This window comes from Micromonospora sp. C51 (assembly GCF_018070435.1).
GTDB classification, from domain to species: domain Bacteria; phylum Actinomycetota; class Actinomycetes; order Mycobacteriales; family Micromonosporaceae; genus Micromonospora; species Micromonospora sediminimaris.
This window is the reverse complement of the sequence record NZ_JAGPXQ010000015.1, coordinates 85,698-105,681: the sequence shown is the minus strand read 5'-3', so window position 1 is coordinate 105,681 and position 19,984 is coordinate 85,698. Positions and strand designations below refer to the sequence as shown.

At 70.1% G+C, this 19,984-nt stretch carries 19 protein-coding genes; 9 read left to right on the top strand and 10 right to left on the bottom strand.

The features are described 5' to 3' along the window. Positions 1 to 33: 33 nt before the first annotated feature. On the bottom strand, positions 34 to 1,086 hold the full coding sequence (locus tag KBX50_RS17430) for an SGNH/GDSL hydrolase family protein (RefSeq protein ID WP_093406394.1): 1,053 nt from the start codon (positions 1,084 to 1,086) through the stop codon (positions 34 to 36). 139 nt (positions 1,087 to 1,225) lie between these two features. Between KBX50_RS17430 and KBX50_RS17425 the strand changes: the two genes are divergently transcribed. The 7 genes from KBX50_RS17425 to KBX50_RS17395 all read left to right on the top strand — a co-directional run bounded on the left by KBX50_RS17425 (position 1,226) and on the right by KBX50_RS17395 (position 8,038). Continuing rightward, positions 1,226 to 1,582: a YkvA family protein gene (locus KBX50_RS17425; protein WP_093406678.1), complete on the top strand. Its 357-nt coding sequence runs from the start codon at positions 1,226 to 1,228 to the stop codon at positions 1,580 to 1,582. Positions 1,583 to 1,664: 82 nt separating this feature from the next. Continuing rightward, on the top strand, positions 1,665 to 3,035 hold the full coding sequence (locus tag KBX50_RS17420; RefSeq protein WP_210938075.1) for a cystathionine beta-synthase: 1,371 nt from the start codon (positions 1,665 to 1,667) through the stop codon (positions 3,033 to 3,035). Between the two features lie 341 nt (positions 3,036 to 3,376). Beyond that, positions 3,377 to 3,826, top strand: a complete 450-nt coding sequence (locus KBX50_RS17415) for a hypothetical protein (protein ID WP_210938074.1) — start codon at positions 3,377 to 3,379, stop codon at positions 3,824 to 3,826. A 126-nt stretch (positions 3,827 to 3,952) separates the two neighbouring features. Continuing rightward, positions 3,953 to 4,882: a hypothetical protein gene (locus KBX50_RS17410; protein ID WP_210938073.1), complete on the top strand. Its 930-nt coding sequence runs from the start codon at positions 3,953 to 3,955 to the stop codon at positions 4,880 to 4,882. Further along, positions 4,879 to 6,165: a peptidoglycan-binding domain-containing protein gene (locus KBX50_RS17405; protein ID WP_210938072.1), complete on the top strand. Its 1,287-nt coding sequence runs from the start codon at positions 4,879 to 4,881 to the stop codon at positions 6,163 to 6,165. The genes KBX50_RS17410 and KBX50_RS17405 overlap by 4 nt, the downstream gene beginning before the upstream one ends. After that, positions 6,165 to 6,827, top strand: coding sequence for an ABC transporter ATP-binding protein (locus KBX50_RS17400; protein ID WP_210938071.1), 663 nt, complete (start codon positions 6,165 to 6,167; stop codon positions 6,825 to 6,827). The genes KBX50_RS17405 and KBX50_RS17400 overlap by 1 nt, the downstream gene beginning before the upstream one ends. Continuing rightward, the gene (locus tag KBX50_RS17395) at positions 6,824 to 8,038 is read left to right on the top strand and encodes an ABC transporter permease (protein WP_210938070.1); all 1,215 of its coding nucleotides are present in this window, start codon (positions 6,824 to 6,826) and stop codon (positions 8,036 to 8,038) included. Before KBX50_RS17400 ends, KBX50_RS17395 begins: the two co-directional genes overlap by 4 nt. A gap of 35 nt (positions 8,039 to 8,073) precedes the next feature. Here the strand turns inward: KBX50_RS17395 and KBX50_RS17390 are convergent, their stop codons facing one another. The 9 genes from KBX50_RS17390 to KBX50_RS17350 form a co-directional block, all read right to left on the bottom strand. Next, positions 8,074 to 8,583 (bottom strand): GNAT family N-acetyltransferase, encoded by a 510-nt coding sequence (locus KBX50_RS17390; protein ID WP_210938069.1) that lies wholly within the window; start codon positions 8,581 to 8,583, stop codon positions 8,074 to 8,076. Beyond that, positions 8,580 to 9,509: a ribonuclease Z gene (locus KBX50_RS17385; RefSeq protein ID WP_210938068.1), complete on the bottom strand. Its 930-nt coding sequence runs from the start codon at positions 9,507 to 9,509 to the stop codon at positions 8,580 to 8,582. The genes KBX50_RS17390 and KBX50_RS17385 overlap by 4 nt, the downstream gene beginning before the upstream one ends. Before the next feature lie 316 nt (positions 9,510 to 9,825). Continuing rightward, positions 9,826 to 11,019 carry an osmoprotectant NAGGN system M42 family peptidase gene (locus tag KBX50_RS17380; RefSeq protein WP_210938067.1) on the bottom strand — a complete coding sequence of 398 codons (1,194 nt, stop codon included), beginning with the start codon at positions 11,017 to 11,019 and terminating at the stop codon, positions 9,826 to 9,828. Further along, positions 11,016 to 12,908, bottom strand: a complete 1,893-nt coding sequence (gene ngg / locus KBX50_RS17375; RefSeq protein ID WP_210938066.1) for an N-acetylglutaminylglutamine synthetase — start codon at positions 12,906 to 12,908, stop codon at positions 11,016 to 11,018. Before ngg ends, KBX50_RS17380 begins: the two co-directional genes overlap by 4 nt. 2 nt (positions 12,909 to 12,910) lie before the next feature. Next, positions 12,911 to 14,695, bottom strand: a complete 1,785-nt coding sequence (locus KBX50_RS17370; protein ID WP_210938065.1) for an N-acetylglutaminylglutamine amidotransferase — start codon at positions 14,693 to 14,695, stop codon at positions 12,911 to 12,913. A gap of 301 nt (positions 14,696 to 14,996) precedes the next feature. Then, entirely contained in the window at positions 14,997 to 15,659 is a 663-nt protein-coding gene (gene msrA / locus KBX50_RS17365; RefSeq protein ID WP_210938064.1) for a peptide-methionine (S)-S-oxide reductase MsrA, read from the bottom strand. A gap of 128 nt (positions 15,660 to 15,787) precedes the next feature. Continuing rightward, entirely contained in the window at positions 15,788 to 16,204 is a 417-nt protein-coding gene (locus KBX50_RS17360; RefSeq protein WP_210938063.1) for an HIT family protein, read from the bottom strand. A gap of 52 nt (positions 16,205 to 16,256) precedes the next feature. Further along, entirely contained in the window at positions 16,257 to 16,949 is a 693-nt protein-coding gene (locus tag KBX50_RS17355) for a nucleotidyl transferase AbiEii/AbiGii toxin family protein (RefSeq protein WP_210938062.1), read from the bottom strand. Next, positions 16,949 to 17,278, bottom strand: a complete 330-nt coding sequence (locus tag KBX50_RS17350; protein WP_210938061.1) for a hypothetical protein — start codon at positions 17,276 to 17,278, stop codon at positions 16,949 to 16,951. The genes KBX50_RS17355 and KBX50_RS17350 overlap by 1 nt, the downstream gene beginning before the upstream one ends. Positions 17,279 to 17,373: 95 nt before the next feature. Between KBX50_RS17350 and KBX50_RS17345 the strand changes: the two genes are divergently transcribed. Then, positions 17,374 to 18,516 carry a cystathionine gamma-synthase gene (locus KBX50_RS17345; protein WP_210938060.1) on the top strand — a complete coding sequence of 381 codons (1,143 nt, stop codon included), beginning with the start codon at positions 17,374 to 17,376 and terminating at the stop codon, positions 18,514 to 18,516. A gap of 16 nt (positions 18,517 to 18,532) precedes the next feature. Then, positions 18,533 to 19,942 (top strand): amidase, encoded by a 1,410-nt coding sequence (locus KBX50_RS17340; RefSeq protein WP_210938059.1) that lies wholly within the window; start codon positions 18,533 to 18,535, stop codon positions 19,940 to 19,942. The last annotated feature ends 42 nt before the right edge of the window (positions 19,943 to 19,984 follow it).

The following is a 19,984-nucleotide window of genomic DNA, read 5'->3' as shown; positions in this document are numbered from 1 at the left end:
CGCCGGAACCCGACCGGCCCCTGATCCGCTCGGTCATGAGAATCCTTCCACTGCGGGTGTGTCGACGGTGCGGGCTGGCTGCGGCGTCGGACCGACACCGAAGAATCCCCGCCGGCGCAGCTGCGCCCAACGGCCGGCCGGACCGCTCTCGCTGCCCCGGACCTGCGTACCGCTGACCTCCGTCCCCGGGTGCCGAGCCGCCTCCTGTGCGGCCTTAGGCAACGACCGTACGCCTTCGAGCCGCGTTGGCGAAGGCCTGCGTTCGGCACCCTGGCCCAGAGCGGAGAGCACCGTCGGCAGCAGGGCGGCGGCAGCCGCCGCGTAGCCCTCGGCGGAGGGGTGGAACCGGTCCCAGGCGAACATCCGCCCCGGCTCGGCGGTGAACCGGGGACCGAGCAGGTCGCCGAGGGAGACCGTCCAACCACCGGCCGACACCACCGCGACCGTCTGCGCTGCGGCGAGCTGCCGGCTCCACCGGCGGGCCAACCAGCGCAGCGGTGGCTGAATGGGTCGGATCGCGCCGAGGTCCGGGCAGGTCCCGACGACCACCTCGGCACCGGCCGCGCGCAGTGCCCGAACCCCCTCGACGAGGTAGCGCACGGCCAGGGCCGGCGGGGTGCGATTGGTGACGTCGTTGCCGCCGATCAGGATGACCGCGACCTCGGGGTCGCACTCCAGGGCCGCCTCGACCTGAAATTTCAAGCCGGCCGAGATGGCGCCCACCACCGCGAAGCGATGCAACCGGACGGGACGCTGGAGACGCCGGGACAGGCCGGTGGCCAACAACGCGCCAGGCGTCTCACGGCGTCGGTGCACCCCGTAACCGGCGGCCGACGAGTCACCGAGAACGACCATGGTGATCGCGGGCCCGGGGAACTTCGCGCCATAGACGCCGTCGCAGCGCGGTGGCGGCGCCTCGGCCATTGGAATGGTGCGCCGGGCCTGCCGGGCCTGGCCGAAGAGCACACCTGTCGTCGCCGCGGCGGCGGCCACCGTGGCACCCGTGCCGATGGCCGCCAGACGGGCCACCCGCAGGGCACGCTGCCAGCGCGGACGATCCGGTACGACGGAACCAGCGACCCCCATACCGTGACACTAGCGCGCCTGTCTGACGCCCTGCTGTCATCGTCGCGGCGCTCCGGTGCCTGGAAAACGACCGCGCTGGGTACTTGGATGGACGGTGTTGCGGCGGGGCGTCACGCTGCACGTGGAGAGGAGCACGACGATGGCTAAGACGTTGAAGCGAGGTGCCGCGTTTGTGGCCCTGGCGCGGGCGATGACCGCCGGTGCCCGGGGCGGGCCGTCGCTCGGCGCCCGGATCGGGGCGCTGCCCAGGATGATCGCGGCCACCGCCCGTGGCCAGTACGACGGCGGGCTGCGGCTGGCCATGATGACCGCCGCTACGGCGTACATCGTCTCGCCGATCGACGCGGTACCGGAAATGTTCCTCGCCGTGTTCGGGCTGATCGACGACGCGGTGATGGTCACCTGGCTGGCTGGTTCGGTGCTTGCCGAGACCGAGCGCTTCCTGGAGTGGGAGGCACGTCGCAGCACCGTGGTCCCCGGCCACGTGGTGCCCTGACCGACGTACTCTGGGCGGGAATTCCACCTGGTTCACCCGCCCGGCCTGGCGTGCCGGTGCCGGAGCGAAAGGGCACAACGAGGTGCAGTACTACGACAACGTCGTCGAAATGATCGGCAACACGCCGCTGGTACGGCTACGCAACGTCGCCGAGGGCATTCAGGCGACGGTGCTGGCGAAGGTGGAGTACCTCAACCCCGGCGGGTCGGTGAAGGACCGGATCGCGCTGCGCATGGTGGAGGACGCCGAGGCGGCAGGGATCCTCCGCCCCGGCGGCACCATCGTCGAGCCGACCAGCGGCAACACCGGCGTCGGGCTGGCCCTGGTGGCCCAGCTCAGGGGCTATCGCTGCGTGTTCGTCTGCCCGGACAAGGTCAGCCAGGACAAGCAGGACGTGCTGCGGGCGTACGGCGCCGAGGTGGTGGTCTGCCCGACCGCCGTCGCGCCGGAGGACCCGCGCTCGTACTACAACGTCTCCGACCGGCTGGCCCGGGAGATCCCCGGCGCGTGGAAGCCCAACCAGTACGCCAACCCGGCGAACCCGCGCTCGCACTACGAGACCACCGGCCCGGAGCTGTGGAAGCAGACCGAGGGACGGATCACCCACTTCGTGGCCGGGGTGGGCACCGGCGGCACCATCTCCGGCATCGGGCGCTACCTGAAGGAGGCCTCCAACGGCAGCGTCAAGATCATCGGTGCCGACCCGGAGGGCTCGGTCTACTCCGGCGGCACCGGTCGGCCGTACCTGGTCGAGGGGGTCGGTGAGGATTTCTGGCCGGAGACGTACGACCGGAACGTGGCCGACCAGATCATCGAGGTCTCGGACAAGCAGTCCTTCGAGATGACCCGGCGGTTGGCCCGCGAGGAGGGGCTGCTGGTCGGCGGCTCCTGCGGGATGGCGGCGGTCGCGGCGTTGGAGGTGGCGCGCGCCGCCGGCCCGGACGACGTGATCGTGGTGCTGTTGCCGGACGGCGGTCGGGGCTACCTTTCCAAGATCTTCAACGACGCCTGGATGGCCCGCTACGGATTCCTCGACGCCTCCGGTTCGGAACCCACCGTGTCCGAGGCCATGGCTGGCAAGCCGGGCGGCCTACCCGAACTGGTCCACGTGCACCCGACCGAGACGGTCCGCGACGCCATCGACTACATGCGCGAGTACGGCGTCTCGCAGTTGCCGGTGCTCAAGGCCGAGCCGCCGGTGGTGACCGGCGAGGTGGCCGGCTCGATCGCCGAGAAGGATCTGCTTGACGCGCTCTTCACCGGCCAGGCGCACCTGCACGACACCATCGAGCGGCACATGGGGCCGCCGCTGCCAATGGTCGGCGGTGGTCAGCCGGTCAGCGAGGCGGTGAACCTGCTGGAGAAGTCCGACGCCGCCCTGGTCCTGATCGACGGTAAGCCCAAGGGTGTCCTCACCCGCCAGGACCTCCTAGCTCACCTCGGCGCCCGCTGATCCACTGCACAACGGCCGGCCGGCTTCGCATTAGCGGAGCCGGCCGGCCTGTTTGTGCACAATGGGCAACCGGCATGAATGTGACGGGGATCACTGTCGTTGCTCTTGCAAACAGCGGCGGAGGCTGATCTTGCCGGGTGACCTGCTCTTCGATGGCCGCATGCGTCCCTTGTGTGCGGGCCTGGTGATCGCGTCGGCCCTCGAAGGGGCACCGTGAGTAGCGGCTTCTTGCTAGCTTGACTGATATCGATCGAGAAGGGCGCGCTGGCCAGCGGGCGGAAGCGCGGTTGCGGTGTTGCAGGCACCGCAACCGCTTGGCTCCACTCTGCTCTGGAGGAACCGTGACAACGGTACAACGCAGACACTGGCGCGCGCGAGCGGCCGGTGTAATCACGACGCTGGCGATGGTGTTCGCCGGGCTCTTCGTGGCGGCCGGCCCCGCTCAGGCGGCAGACGTCGGCGACGGCTACCTCAGCTGCAACCGTGGCGAGATCTGCCTGAAGAAGAACTGGGACAGCAAGTACAACGACGCCATCAAGCACTTCTGGTACAGCCAGCGCCACGACAACTACAACTGGGGCGGCAACAACGCCAGCGGGTCGGTGGTGTTCGCCGCCTCCATGTTCTGGAACCGCGACACCCAATGCCGGGTCTACGTCGTTGACGGCTACAACGGCTCTTGGAGCTACGCCGCCAACTCATCCTCCGGATACGGCTGGGTGGGTCTGCTGTACAACGACGCGAACTACGCACACTCGCGGTGTAGCGTCCATCAGAATTGGGGCACCTGACCGAAAATGATCGTGTCCGGGTCGGTCGCTGTGGCGGGATGCCGCCCGGCCGGCCCGGGCACGGCCGCCCCAAGCGGCCACCTGACGGGCTCCGGTCAACACCGCGAGGCGTGAAGGGAAATTCCAGTGAAGCCAGTTGACTGGGTGGTTCGACTGACCGTGCCGGCCGTCGTCGCCGTGCTCGTGACGGGTTGCGACCGAGCGGGGACGGACGACCGAGCGGCCGAGCGGAGCCTGCCGCCGGGGCAGGCGTCGACCTTCGACCTCTTTCTCGGAGACAAGGTCGATTTTCTCGATTTCGCGATCCGTCAGCTGAACGCGGAGTGCATGGCCAAGGTCGGCTATCCGCAGATGAAGCAGGCCGGCAACGACGTCTACAAGGGAGCCGGTCAGATGCTGCTCATCTCCCGCGAACGGTTTCGTGGCTTCGCCAGCGAGCAGGAGGCCCGCGCGCAGGGCTTCGGCCAGGACCAGGCTGCGGAACGGCCACCCCTGGTCAGCTACGACCCGAGCTTCGACAAGCAGATGGCCGCCTGTGACAAGCAGTCCCACGAGGCGATCGGCGTCGACGGGCGGGCGATCCTCGACAGCTACAACGAGGTCGGTAACGCCATCGCCACCGAGTTCAACGGATGGAGCCGGGACAGCATCCGGGCCAGCCTGAGCCCGCTCGTGGACTGCCTGGAAAAGGAAGGGTTCCAGTTGCGCGACAGGGACTCCTTCATAAACAAGCTGTGGGACGTGAAACTCTTCGACATTCCGCTCGGAACCCTCGACGGTGAGCCGTACACCTGGCAACCGGCGAAGAGGCCGGGCACCGTGCAGGTGGGCCCGGCGGTCCCGGCCCGCCGTTATGTGCCGAGTGGCCGGGAGGGCGAGTTGGCGGCCGCCTGGTACCGGTGCGATCAGGCGTCCGGGCGGGTGGAAAAGCTGTTGAGCGGGGCCCGGGCCGAAGAGGCGAAGATCGCGAGCAAGTACGAGGACAGGCTCGCGGAACTCAACCCCAAGCTAGAGGAACTCGCCAAGCGGGCCACCGTCCTGGTGGGGCGGACATGACGATCCGGACGGATGTCGAGATCCTCGACGGACCGTCTCCGCAGGAGCCGACCGATGTCGTCCTCACCACGAAACCACCCAGGCGTCGCGGCATGAAGATGTCAGCCCTGCTCGGGGCCGTCGGCGTTCTCGTAGCAGTTTCCTTCTGGCAGGGTCTGAGCCTTCAGGACCCGGATCAGGTGGCCGCCGACGCGGCACCCCCACCGCCCTCACATGTCACGGTGGCCGCCGAGCAACGTGTCCTGGCCGAACCGCTTGTCCTCCGCGGTCGGGTCAGCCCAGGATCGAGCGTCCCGGTCCGACCTCCGGCAGCCCTGGTCGGCCCTGACTCCGTGGTGACCAGGGTCGATGTCCGGCGGGGTGACGAGCTGCGTGAGGGCCGACTCGTTCTGGAGACGTCGGGCAACCCGTTGATCGCGCTGCGCCTGGCGTTTCCGCTGTACCGCGATCTCGTCGGGGGGATGACGGGCCCCGACGTCCACGAGCTCCAGCAGGCGATGCGCAGGATCGGCTACCGGGTGCCTCTCACCAAGCGCTTCGACAATGCCACCCAGCAGGCGGTACGCAGGTGGTGGGGCGATCTCGGCTACCGCCTGCCGCAGGCCGTGGATCAGCCCGGAACGCCGCCGGCAGACGATTCGGCTGCCGCATCTGACCGGGGCGACGCCACTGACGTGACGTCGCAGCGGGCGACGGTGGCAGCCGGGCCGGTGCTGCCACGCTCGGCGATCCTGCGCGTCTCCCGTAGCCCGGCGAAGGTCACCGCGGTTGCGGTCCGGGTCGGTCAGATCATCGATCAGCCGGACAAGGCGCTGCTGCAACTGAACGGTGGTGCACCGTACGTGTCCACCGTCGTCGCGAAGGAGCAGGTTGAGCTGCTCAGTGTCGGGCAGATGGCGACCGTGACAGACGACGTGTCAGGCCGTACGGCAAAGGCGGAGATCGCGTCCATCGGTGCCGAGGTGCGGACCGACGAGTCGACCGGCACCACCGGTTTCCCGGTCAAACTCACCTTCACCTCCGCGGCGCTCAACGCCGCTGACCGCTCGGTACGTCTGGACATCGCCTCGGCCACGTCGACAGAGCCACAACTCGCCGTGCCGGTGACCGCCGTCTACTCGCGGGCGGACGGCAGCGCCTTCGTCACCGTCCTCAAGGCGGATGAGCAGACGCTGGACGTGCCCGTGCAGCCCGGCCAGGGTGGCGGTGGTTGGGTGGCGATCACTCCCGCGCCGGGCGACGCGGTGGTGCCGGGCACGCTGGTCGTCGTCGGGCACGCCTGATGCTGTCGCTGACCGGGGTGTGCCGCGTGTACGACGACGCCCAACCCGTACACGCGCTGCGCGATGTCTCTCTGCACGTCGAACAGGGCGAGTACGTCACGATCACCGGAGCGTCCGGTTCCGGGAAGTCGACCCTGCTCAACGTGCTGGGCCTGCTGGATCTACCGAGCTCCGGCAGCTATGCGGTGGCGGGCACGGAAACCGTCGGGCTGGGGGACTCGGCGCGGGGGGCGTTACGCGGTCAGCTCTTCGGGTTCGTGTTTCAGGCCTTCCACCTGTTGGCCGGGCGTTCCGCGCTGGAGAACGTGGAGCTGGGAATGTTGTACGGGCCGTGGCCGCCTCGTGATCGACAGCGGCGCGCGGCGCGTGCGCTCTCCCGGATCGGTCTCGCCCGACGGGCCCACGCCGACCCCCGACAGCTCTCCGGTGGGGAGCGGCAGCGGGTAGCCATCGCCCGTGCGGTGGCCGGGGGGCCGCGCGTGCTCTTCTGTGACGAACCGACCGGCAACCTCGACAGTGAGAACACTGCCAACGTGCTCGAACTCCTCGCGGATCTGCACGCCGACGGGCTCACCCTGGTGATGGTCACCCACGACCAGCGCGTCGCCGCCAGCGGCACCCGCTGGCTGGCGGTCGAGGACGGGGTGGTGAGCGAGCGGTGAGACGCGAGCGGGAGGTAGTCCGGCAGTTGGACATCGGGATGCCCCGGTTCCGACTGCGGGACTGGGTTCGCGAGTCTCGGCTCTCCGTACTCCGGCATCCGGGCAGGTCGCTGATGACGGCCGTCGGCACGGTCCTCGGTGCGGCGGCCTTCGTGGCGACCCTCGGTATCGCCTCGACGGTGTCGCGGCAGGTCAGCGACTCCTTTGACGTGCGCCGGGCGACCGAGGTGCGGGTGGTCGCCGCGCCGGACGCGCCGACCGGATGGCTGGCCCCGGCACGCCTTCGACAGCTCCGTGGCCTCAACGGAGTCACCGCGGCCGGCGTCCGGACCATGATCCCCGAGATGCCGTTGTCCAGGTCGCCCCACCTGGCACCCGAAGCCGTGAAGATCATCGGTGCCGATCCGCAGGCGATCGCCGTGATGTCACCCCGGATCACGCTCGGGCGCACCTACGACGAATTCCACGAACGCAGCCGATCTCCCGTGATCATGCTTCCGAAACCGGTTGCCGAGCGGTTGGGGATCGCCCGGACGGGAGTCGCGGTCTTCCTCGACGATCGGCCCTACACGGTCATCGGAATCTACGACGAGGTGCAGCGGCGACCGGAAGCGATGCTCGCCGCGGTCGTGCCCGCCACGTTGGCAGAGAACACGTTGGTCAGACCGGGAATGGAGGTGGAACGTGACGTCCTCGTCTCGACCGCCGCAGGTGCCGCCCAGCTGATCGGCCGTCAGTCACCGCTCGCCCTCTGGCCAGAGGATCCGGCCGCCCTGCGGGCGATCGCGCCGCCTGACCCGAGGACGCTCCGACAGGAGATCGAGGGCGATATCGCCCAGTCGAGCCTGCTGCTCAGTGGGCTGGCCCTGGTGATCGGTGCGGTCTCCATCGCCAACGCCGCGACGGCCTCCGTCGCCGCTCGGATTCCGGAGATCGGGCTGCGTCGCGCGGTGGGTGGTCGTCCGGTGCACATCTTCGCCCAACTGCTCGGCGAGACCACGGTGCTCGGTGCTCTGGGCGGGATGGTAGGCGTCCTGCTCGGCATCTCGGTGATCGCGGGTACCGCCATCGTGAAGGGATGGACCCCCGTTCTCGATCTGCGCGCCGCGCTCGTCGCGGTCGCCGCCAGCGCGGCGATCGGGCTTGCCGCCGGGCTGTGGCCGGCTGCCCGGGCGATGCGCATCCAGCCGGTGGCTGCCCTGCAACGGTGACGGCCCCCGACCCCGTCGCCTGTTCGGCGGACGGATCAGAGTTGGCGCTCGTAGCGCAGTTGGGGGGTGTACGCGGTGCCGATCATCTCGTTGCGCTCCAGGCCGGTGGGGTGCCAGCCGCCGCGCTCGTAGAAGAGGCGGGCGTGGGTGTTGTCGCGCAGTACCCAGAGCACCGCGCAACGCCAGCCGCGCGCCCGCATCTTGGCCAGGGCGTCGACCATCAACGCCCGGCCGACGCCGCGACCCCGCTCGGACGGTTCCAGGTGGATGGCGTTGAGCAGCCCGGTCGCTGGATCGCCCGCGTCGTCAGGGCCGAAGTAGCTGAAGCCGGCCAGGGTGCCGTTCCGTTCGGCCACCGTCATCACATGGTCGGCGCGCTCCCAGGTCCATCGCTGCACCCAGTATTCGCCCATCACCTCCGGGGTCGGGTCGGCCAGCGCCTCCGCCGGCAGGAACGAGGAGTAGGCGGCGACCCGGGAACGTTGGTGCAGGGCACCCACCGGCAGGAGATCAGCGGACCCTGCCGGACGCAGCGTGACGGTCACTCAGCAGAGGGTACCCGTCGGGGTGGCACCTGAACCGTGGTCAGATCCTCGGCGATCACCAGATCGCCGTCGAAGTGCCGGCGGGCCTCGTCGGCGAAGCGGGCCGGGTCGGCGTACCGCTGGGAGAAGTGGGTGAGCACGAGTCGGCGTACCCCTGACTCGGCCGCCACCCGTGCGGCCTGGCCGGCGGTGAGGTGCCCGACCTCGGCGGCCAGCTCGGCCTCCGACTCCAGGAACGTCGACTCGATGACCAGCAGATCGGCGTGCTCGGCCAGCGCGTACACCCCGTCGCAGAGGCCGGTGTCCATCACGAAGGCGAACCGCTGCCCCGGCCGTGGCGTGCTCACCTCGTCGCGGGTGACGCGGCGTCCGTCGAGATCGAGGTGACCGACGCGTTGCAGCTCACCGACCGCCGGCCCGGCGATGCTGTACGCGGCCAGCTTCTCCGGCAGCATCCGGCACCCGTCGGGCTCCACCAGCCGATAGCCGTACGTCTCGATGGGGTGCCGCAGCCGACGTGCCTCCAACGTCCCGTGCCGCAGCACGATCCGTTGCCCATCCGCCTCGATCGGGGTGACGGCCAGCTCGACGGTCTCGTGGAAGGAACTGGCGTACCGCAGCCGGGCGAAGTAGTCGGCCCCCTCGGCCGGGAAGTGCACCGCCACCGGATGCGGCACCCGATCCAGGGACAGGCGCTGAATGGTGCCGGGCAGGCCGAGACAGTGATCGCCGTGGAAGTGGGTGACGCAGATCCGGGTCAGGTCGGTGGCGGTGACGCCGGTGTGCAGCAGTTGCCGCTGGCTGCCCTCGCCGGGGTCGAAGAGGATCACCTCGTCGTCCCACCGCAGCACGTACCCGTTGTGGTTGCGGTCCCGGGTGGGTGCCTGACTCGCCGTGCCGAGCACCACCAGCTCGCGCATGGACACGGCCGCCTCCGGTGAAATGAAGCGACCCCCGGGGCTTCCGCGCTGACGCGCGGGCCGACTGGACTGGGTCGGCACCCCGGGGGTCGGGTGGCTGTCGTGGTTTCGCCGCACCGCTGCCACACGGTCTCGACGACTCTTACCGTGCCCGTCCCGAGGGACGGACTGTCACTGTCGAGGACAGCGGCTAGCGGACAGCCACCTCACGAGTCCGATTGCTATACAAGTCTGGACCACCTCCTTTCCCGTGTACCGCCACGCTATCCAGCCGCCGGCCGACCGGCAACGGATTTCGATCACACTGCTGTCGGCCCCGCTGTCAGGCGCTCTGGGCGATGCCTATCGGCCCTTCCCGGGGGCCGTCCGCGCTGGCCGGCTGCACCGCCAGCGACGGGAAGTCGGCCAGGTCGCCCTCCGGCTCGGCGTCCCATTCGGGGAACACCAGGTCGCTCTGGAGGTAGAGGCAGATCAACTGGGCCAGGTGGCGCAGCCCTTCGAGGTGGGTGCGCTCATGGCCATGGGTGGCGTCGACGCCGAAGCCGAGCAGCGCCACCCGGGCATGCGCGCCCGCCTCCACCGCTGCCGCCACGTCCGAGCGGTAGTAGTCGAAGACGTCCCGGACGAGATCCACGTCGTGTTCCCGGGCGATCGACGCCAGGTTGCGGGTGAGGTGGTAGTCGAACGGCCCGACGCCGTCGCCCATCGCCAGGGTGGCCGAATGCTCCCGCGACTGCTGCCCGGGGGCGACCACCGCCGCGTCCACCGAGACGATCTCGGCCACGTCGGGGTCGAGGCCGTGGGACGCGCCGTGGCCGATCTCCTCGGTCACGGTGACCAGCAGATGCGCGGTCACGGCCGGTTTCACCCCGCCGTCGACCATCGCCTTGAGGGCGGCGAGGACCGCAGCCACGCCGGCCTTGTCGTCCAGATGGCGGGACTTGACGTACCCGCTGGCGGTGACCGTCGGAGTGGGCAGGAATGCCACGAAGTCGCCCGCGTCGATGCCGAGGGCCCGCAGCCCGGCGATGTCCTCCACCGGCTCGTCGACGCGTACCTCCACCTGCTCCCAGCCGAAGCCCTGCAGGTCGACGCCCTCGTTGTAGCGGTGACCGCTGGCCTTGAGCGGCAGCACCTGACCGGTGACCACTCGATCCAGGTCGTCGGTGAAAATCCGCACGTGGGCGCCCTCGGCGAACCGGGCGCTGTGCGTGCCGATCGGCTTCAGTTCCAGCCGGCCGTTCTCCTTCAGCCGCTTGACCATCCCGCCGATGGTGTCGGTGTGTACCACGATGGCCCGGTCCGCGCCGGTCTCCCGGGGGCCGGGCAGGCAGGCGCTCAGCGCGCCCCGGCGGGTCAGCGTCGACGGGATGCCGAGCGCCGACAGGCGCTCACCCACGTACTGCTGCACATGGTCGGTGCGCCCCGACGGGCTCGGTATGTCGAGCAGCTCGACCAGCACCTGACGGAGATAGTCCAGGTCGATGGGGAGCGGAGTGGTCTTGCGTACGGTCATGCCCCAGATGGTGCCGCACCCGCCGGCGTCCAGAGCTTCTGCGGTGCCCGAGTCCCGGGAAAGAGCAGATCCACGAAGCGTTCGGCGGTGGGTTGTGGCTCGTGGTTGGCCAGCCCGGGCCGCTCGTTGGCCTCGATGAAGACGTGCTCGGGCTGGTCCGGCGCCGGCACCAGCAGGTCGAGCCCGGTGACCGGGATGTCGATGGCGCGACTGGCGGCGACGCACGCCTCGGCGATCACCGGGTGCAGCTCTCCGGTCACGTCGTGGATGGTGCCGCCGGTGTGCAGGTTCGCGGTGCGTCGCACGGCCAGCACCTGCCCCTCCGGCAGCACGTCGTTCAGCTCGTACCCGGCCTCGGTGACCACGTCCCGGGTCATGTCGTCCAGCGGAATGCGGGACTCGCCGCCGGTGGCGGCGGCCCGACGACGACTCTGCCGCTCGATCAGCTCGGTGATGTCGTGCACTCCGTCGCCGGTGATCGAGGCGGGCCGGCGTACGGCGGCGGCCACCACCTCATGATCGATCATGACGACCCGCAGGTCCTCACCGGAGCACAGCTCCTCCAGCAGCACCTCCGGGCAGAACCGGGCGGCCAGTTCGACGGCGGTGGTCAGCGCCTCGGGGGTGCGTACGCCGACGGTGATGCCGTTGCCCTGCTCGCCCCGCGCCGGCTTGACCACCAGCTGGCCCACCTCGGCCAGGAACTCCGCGTCGGCGGCGTCGCCGGTGGCGGTGCGCCCGCGCGGTACCGACAGACCAGCCTCGGTCAGGATCCGGCGGGTGACCCGCTTGTCGTCGCAGCGGCTCATCGCCACCGCCGAGGTCAGCTCGGACAGCGACTCCCGGGTGAGGATGGTCCGGCCGCCACTGGTCAGTCGCAGCTCACCCCACTCCGGGTCGGTCACCTCCACCCGGATACCCCGCCGCATCGCCTCGTCGGCGACGATCCGCGCGTACGGGTTGAGTCCGTCGTAGCCGACCGGCATGGCCGGCAGGAACAACCGTTCGTTGATCGGGTTCTTCCGCTTCACGCAGAGCGTGGCGGTGCGGTAGAAACCGAGCCGCTCGTACAGCCGGATCGCACCGGCGTTCTCGGCGAGCACGGACAGGTCGACGTACGCGCGACCCCGGGCGACCAACCGGCTGGCCAGCTCGGTGATGAGGGCCTGCCCGGTGCCGGGCGGTGCCTGGTTGAAGTCGACGGTCAGGCACCACAGGCTGGCGCCGTTGTCCGGGTCGTCGAAGACCGCCACATGGTCGATGCCGGTGATGGTGCCGACGATCTCGCCGGTGACCGCCTCGGCCACCAGGTGCAGGAACCGGTCGGTGGCGGCGTTGTCGACAAGCACGTCGACCGGGGCGGTGACCATGCCGTTGGCCGCGTAGATCCGGTTGACCGCGTCGGCGTCGGCGGCGTCGCGCAACCGACGGATGCGTACCCCGGGCAGCTCGTTGCGACCGTCGAGCGGCGCCGGCGTCTCGGCGCTACCGGCCTCCTCGGTGGTACCGGCGCCGGGACGCGGCCCGCGACGGTCCCCGCCGAGCGGCAACCGGAAGGTCAACGACGGGTCGATGAACAGCTCGTCGGGCAACCGGGAGACCAGCACGTGCGGATCCCGCAGGTAGATGCAGATGTCCCGGGCACCGGCCGCCTCGGAACGCAGGACGTCGGCGACCGCGGACTGGTCGGCGAAGGTCTGGCCGAAGACCAGCCGCCCCCAACCGCAGTCGAGGATGACATCCGCACCGGTGCTCGGGCGTTCGTCGGCGGTCGGGTCGGCGCCGCCGGTCGCGATCGGATCACCGCCCGGCCCGACCCGCTCGTACCGTCTGCCCGTGCCGCGGCCCCGGTCTGTCCGGGCGACGCCGGTGGCCAGGGTGTCCGTCACGGTCAGTCGATTCCGTGGCTCTGGAGCCACATTTCCAGGAGTCCGAGTTGCCACAGCTTGTTTCCGTTCAACGGGGTCAGTTCGGCGTTGGGCGCGTCGAGCAGGGCGTTGACGTAATCGGTGCGGAACAGGTCGCGGCGGCGGGCCTCGGGAGCGGACAGCGCGTCGCGTACCCGGTCGAGGAGCTTGCCCTCCAGGTGAGTCAGGCCCGGCACCGGGAAGTAACCCTTGGGCCGGTCGATGACCTCGTGTGGCAGCACACGACGGCCGATCTCCTTCAGCACACCCTTACCGCCCTGCGCCAGCTTCAGCTCCGGCGGGCAGGCGGCGGCCAGTTCCACGAACTCGTGATCCAGGAAAGGCACCCGGGCCTCCAGCCCGTGCGCCATGGTCATGTTGTCGACCCGCTTGACCGGGTCGTCGGTGAGCATGATCTGCGTGTCGATGCGCAGGCCGGCGTCGACCGCGGTCTGCGCGCCCGGCCGCGCCAGGTGCGCGGCGACGAACTCCCGCGCCGGGTCGCCGTCGGCGAGCCAGGCGGGGTTGAGCACCCGGGCCAGGCCGGCGCCGTCCCGGTCGAAGAAGGCCCGGGCGTACGTGTCGAGGGCCTGTTCCCGGCCGACCTGAGCCAGCGGCGGGTACCAGTGGTAGCCGCCCAGGATCTCGTCGGCGCCCTGGCCGGACTGCACCACCTTGACGTGCCGGGACACCTCCTGACTGAGCAGGTAGAAGGCGACGCAGTCGTGGCTGACCATGGGCTCGCTCATGGCCGCGACGGCCGCCTCCAGCGGCGGGACCAGATCCTGGGCGGCGACCCGGATCTGGTGGTGGTCGGTGTCGAAGGTCTTGGCGACCACGTCGGAGTAGCGGAACTCGTCACCCTCCCGGCCACCGACGGCGTCGAAGCCGATCGAGAAGGTGGACAGCCCGCGCTGCCCCTCCCCGGCCAGCAGGGCCACCACCAGGCTGGAGTCCAGGCCACCGGAGAGCAGTACGCCGACCGGCACGTCGGCGACCATCCGCCGGCGAACGGCGGTGGTGAGCGACTCGTGCAGCGCGTCCTGCCAGTCCCGTTCGGACCAGCCGGCGTGCTCGTCGCGGCGGAGGAACGGCGGATCCCAGTAGACCCGCTCGTGGCTGCGGCCGTCGGCCTCGTACACCCGGACGGTGGCCGGCGGGAGCTTGGCCACCCCGCGCAGGATCGTGCGCGGCGGCGGCACGATGCTGTGGAAGCTGAGGTAGTGACCCAGCGCGACCGGGTCGATGCTGGTGTCCACCCCGCCGCCGGCCACCAGCGCCGGCAGGGTGCTGGCGAAGCGCACCACGCCGGCGGACTCGGCGAGGTAGAGCGGCTTGATGCCGAGCCGGTCCCGGGCCAGCACCAGGCGGCCGGTGTCCCGCTCGCTGATCGCCACCGCGAACATGCCGATCAGGTGGTCGACGAAGTCCAGCCCCCACTCGGCGTACGCCTTGACGACGACCTCGCTGTCCCCGCTGGAGAAGAAGTGGTGGCCCTTGGCCTGCAACTCGGCGCGCAACTCGCGGTAGTTGTAGATGCAGCCGTTGAAGACGCCGGTGAGGCCAGCGGCGGAGTCGACGATCGGCTGGCCGCTGGCCGCCGACAGGTCGATGATTTTCAGTCGACGGTGGCCGAGAGCGACCGGCCCCTGTGACCACACCCCGCTGCCGTCAGGCCCCCGATCGCACATGGTGGCGGCCATCCGTTCCACCGCTGCGACGTCGGCACGCGTCGCGTCCCGTCGGAACTCCCCAGCCAGTCCGCACATGTGAGCCCATGCTGCCAGAGGATGTTGCGATTAGCCTGTTGAGACCATGACGGTCGTGTAACAGCATTGCTAGAATCCGCGCCCCGCGATCAAGACATTGTCATTCGGGGTCGAGCGGCGTGCTGTTTCGTGCCCGCCTCGTAGCACTTGTGGCGTTTGGGTAGCAGCGTTGAGTGTGACGAATGCCGCAATACGTGTCGCATCGACTCGGTCACAGGTCGGCCGTGCCACGCACACGCGCGGCCGGCCCGCCGAAATCGGCGGGCCGGTCGTCAAGGGGCGCTTGGGTGTGTTGCGCTGCTCAGCCGGCGGTGCGTGCCACGCCCACCGGGCAGCTCAGCCCGTTCGGGCCATGGTTGCAGTAGCCGTTCGGGTTCTTGGTCGGGGCGAGGTACTGCTGGTGGTAGTCCTCGGCCAGGTAGTAGTCGCCGAGCCGGGTGATCTCCGTGGTGATCTCGCCCTTTCCGGCGCGGGCCACGATCGGCGCGAACGCCTCCCGCGACGCCTCGGCGATCGCCAGCTGCTCGTCCGTGCTGGCGTAGATCGCGGACCGGTACTGGGTGCCCACGTCGTTGCCCTGGCGCATGCCCTGGGTCGGGTCGTGGTTCTCCCAGAAGACCTTGAGTAGATCCTCGTAGCTGATCTTCGTGGGGTCGTACACCACCTCGACCACCTCGGTGTGCCCGGTCATCCCCGAGCAGACCTCCTCGTAGGTCGGGTTCGGGCTGTAACCACCCGCGTAACCCGCGGAGGTGGTGAAGACCCCGGGCAGGGTCCAGAACAGGCGCTCGGCCCCCCAGAAACAGCCCATGCCGAACACGGCGACCTGGTAGCCCTCGGGGAACGGGCCCTTCAGCGGGGTCCCGAGCACCTCGTGCCGGTCGGCCACCGGCATCGCGATGGGGCGGCCGGGCAGTGCCCGGTCGGGTGAGATCATCTCGGCCTTCATGCGGCGGAGGAACACGGTGGGACTCCTTTCGTACCCTTCCCCGCGTGCAACACCGGCGGACCCCGCTTCCTTACCCGCACCACCGCCGCTCAGGCCCACTCACGCCGCCGCGCCCGCTGCTTCCTACTTGTGCACCCGCTCGCTCACGACGACAGCGCGGTGTGCACGCGGCCGGCATAGGTCGTGGCCTCGGCGTCGTCGGCGTAACGGGTACGCGGCCAGAAGAAGCCACGCAGCCCGTCGCCCTTCGTCCTGGGCACCACATGGGTATGCAGGTGCGGCACCGACTGGGACACCCGGTTGTTCATTGCCACGAACGTACCGCCCGCGCCGAGACCGGACTCGACCGCGACGGCGATCCGCCGCACCAACCCGAAGTAGCCGGGCAGCGACTCCGGCGGCAGGTCGGCGAGGGTGACCAGATGGGTGCGCGGCACCACCAGCACGTGCCCCTTGAACACCGGCCGGGTGTCCAGGAACGCCACCCCGTCCGGCTCGTCGGTCACCCGGAACGCCGGCACCTCACCGGCCACGATCCCGCAGAACACACACCCTGCCATCCGGCCAGACTAAGCCGGGCAGGTGCCGCCGCCGCCCGCGCCGCACCGCCGGTCACAGCCGATCGAGGTACGCGTCCCACTCGTCGCCTGCCACCGGGACCGGACCGCTCTCCCCGTTCGCCAGCCGGGACCGGATGTCCGCCTCCCAGGCAAGGGCCCAGCAGCAGAGCGTCGCAATGTCGTCGTCACTGAGGCCGTAGGAGCGGAAGGTGCGGGGGTCGCGTTCGTTGACCGAGCCGAGGCGATCAGCCAACTCCTCCAAGGAGAAACCAGCGGTGTGCCGCGCACCCAAGTTTTCGATCTCGTGCCAGCTCAGCCGGTCGTTCGCGGCGTGGACGTCGATGTAGTCGCGGTGCGCTGCGCGGTCGTGCAGCGCGCGCATCTTCAGGCCGACCGCATCCTCGAATGACAGAACTGGACCGATGGCCAACCTGGCTGGCGGTCCGAGCCCTTCCTTGAGTAGGTCGACTTCGCATGACATGGACGCGTCCGACACCAGCATCCGAGCCATCCGTGGCGTGACTTCGATGATCTCCGTCTGATAGCCGGCAGCTCGATAGGTGCCAGCCAGGCGATCGACTACGGTGACCAAGGGCAGCGCGGTGGCGGTCGCGAAGTCGATGTCCTGAGATGGGCGATCAACCAGTTCGTGGGCTGCCATGGCGTACCCGCCAGCCAGTACCAGACCAAGGTCGTCGCCGGCACTGAACCCAACTTCGAGCAGTTGCCGGTGCAAGGGCTGCATCAGGCAGCGGCCAGCTCGGGTACGCGGCTTTCCCACAAAGCGATCATTCGGCGTGCTGTCAGCCTTCGAATGCGTGACCAGTCGTGCCGCAGCAACTCCGCGTTGACGTAGCGCACGACATCGTCATGCTGCCCGCAATCCATAAGTAGGCAATACAGTGTCAACCGCTCACGAGAGTCCTCGACGTCGAACTCGGTCAGGCCGGACCAGGCGAGACGTAGTGGTAGGACTACGCGTCCGTGATCGGGCCCGGCGAGCACATCAAGCGAAGCCGGGATGCGGTCGGCTGCTCCGATCAGACGGGAAGGAAGGCTCTTGGTCGGGCTCACTCAGCCAGTATCGCTCAGTGTTCCGACGGAACATCGGAGGCGAGCCGGGCCGGGTTCGAGGCGGTGGGATGGGCGGGAGGACTAACGTCTGCGGAATGACCCACGGCTTCGAGACGCTCGCCATCCACGCCGGCCAGGACCCCGAGGCCCGCACCGGCGCGGTGATCCCTCCGATCTACCAGACCAGCACGTACGCCCAGGATGCGGTCGGCGCGCCACGGCTGGGCTACGAGTACAGCCGCTCGGGCAACCCCACCCGGGATGCGCTCCAGGAATGCCTGGCCGCGTTGGAGGCCGGCCAGGTCGGCCTGGCCTTCGCCAGCGGCCTCGCCGCCGAGGACACGCTGCTGCGTACCGTCTGCGGACCGGGTGACCACGTGGTCATCCCCGACGACGCCTACGGCGGCACGTACCGGCTCTTCGCCAAGGTCGCCGAGCGGTGGGGGCTGGCGTACACCCCGGCCAAGGTCTCCGACACCGACGCCGTGCGGGCCGCGATCCGGCCCGGTGTCACGAAGGTGGTCTGGGTGGAGACCCCGACCAACCCGCTGCTCGGCATCGCCGACCTCGCCACCCTCGCCGCCGTGGCGCACGACGCCGGGGCGCTGCTGGTGGTCGACAACACCTTCGCCTCGCCGTACCTGCAACAGCCGATCACCCTCGGCGCGGATGTGGTCGTGCACTCGACCACCAAGTACGTCGGTGGGCACTCCGACGTGGTCGGCGGCGCGCTGGTGACGGCCGACGCCGACCTCGGCGAGCGGTTGCGCTACCACCAGAACGCGATGGGCGCGGTCAACGGCCCGTTCGACGCCTGGCTGACCCTGCGCGGCATCAAGACCCTCGGGGTACGCATGGACCGGCACTGCGACAACGCCGAGCGGATCGTCGCGTACCTGGACGGGCACGCCAAGGTCGGCCAGGTGCTCTACCCGGGCCTGCCGACACACCCGGGGCACGAGGTGGCGGCCAAGCAGATGCGGCGGTTCGGGGGCATGATCTCCTTCCGCGCTGCCGGGGGTGAGGAGCACGCCGTCGAGATCTGCAACCGGGCCCGGCTCTTCGTGCTCGCCGAGTCCCTCGGCGGGGTGGAATCCCTGATCGAGCACCCGGGTCGGATGACACACGCGAGTGCTGCCGGCTCGCCGCTTGAAGTTCCCTCCGATCTCGTGCGACTGTCTGTCGGCATCGAGACGGTCGAAGACCTGCTCGCCGATCTGGAGCAGGCGCTGGGCTGACCGCTGGCTTGGGAGGGTGGCCGTGCAGGACATCATGCCGACCTGGGTCGGGGCGACCGCCAAACAGATCGCCCGGGGCGTACGCCGGGGCGACGTCTCCGCCACCCAGGTGCTTGCCGACCACCTTGACCACGTCGCCAAGGCCGACGTCGACCTCGCCGCGTTCCGCGCGGTACGCGGCGGGGAGGCGGTCACCGAGGCGGAGAAGGTCGACGAGCAGGAGGACCTGGCGAACCTGCCGCTGGCCGGGGTGCCGATCGCGGTCAAGGAGAACACCCCGGTGGCCGGCGTGCCCACCTGGAACGGCTCCGCCGCCGTCCGTACCGGCGTGGCGGAGGCCGACCACGAGGTGGTCCGCCGGCTGCGCGGGGCCGGTGCGGTGATCCTCGGGGTCACCCGGATGCCCGAGCTGGGGCTGTGGGGCATCACCGACGACGAGACGGCGGTCACCCGCAATCCGTGGGACCTGTCCCGGACCCCCGGTGGTTCCTCCGGCGGTGCGGCCGCTGCGGTGGCCGCCGGGCTGGTACCGATCGCCCACGGCAACGATGGTCTCGGCTCGATCCGCATCCCCGCCGCCTGTTGCGGATTGGTCGGGCTGAAACCCGGTCGTGGCGTGGTGCCCTGCCAGCTCGGCGCGGAGGACTGGTTCGGTCTGGTCGAGCACGGCATGCTCAGCACCACCGTCGCCGACGCGGCGGTCGGCTTCCAGGTGCTCGCCGGCCGGGCCCAGGGCAAGCTCGTTCCGCCGCAGCGCCTGCGGGTCGGCGTGTCGCTACGGTCTCCCGTGCGGGGCGTCTCGCCCGACGCGCCGAACCGGGACGCGGTCGCTGCCGCCGGTCGGCTGCTCGCCGGTGCCGGGCACGACACCGTGCCGGCCGACCCGGTGTACCCGACCGCGCTCGGCCTGAAGGGCATTGCCACCTGGTTCGCCGCCGCGGCGGCGGACGTGCGCGTCGCCGGGGTCGACCGGCGTGCCCTGCAACGCCGCAGTCGCCGGCACGTCGCGCTCGGCGAGTGGGCGTGGCGGCGCGGGTACGTCCGGGAGGCCGACCGGCTGGCCTGGCGTGAACGGTCGATCGGCTTCTTCACCGACCACTCGGTGGATCTGCTGCTCACCCCGGCGCTGGCCAGCGCGCCGCCACCGGCGACCAGTTGGTCGACCCGCTCCTGGCAGGCCAACATGCTGGCCAGCATCCGGTACGCCCCGTACGCCGCGCCGTGGAACATTGCGGGGCTGCCCGCCCTGGTGGTGCCGGTGGGCCGCCGCCCGGACGGACTGCCGCTCGCCGTGCAACTGGTCGGACCGCCCGGGTCGGAACTGCTGCTGCTCGGTGTCGCCGGTCAATTCGAGATGGCGAGCCCGTGGCCTCGGCACGCCCCCGGTTACCCGCGCGTCGGAACGGGCTGGCCAGCCAACGCTTGATCATCTACGCTCCCCGTGCCGTCACACGGGAGGTCCGTCGAG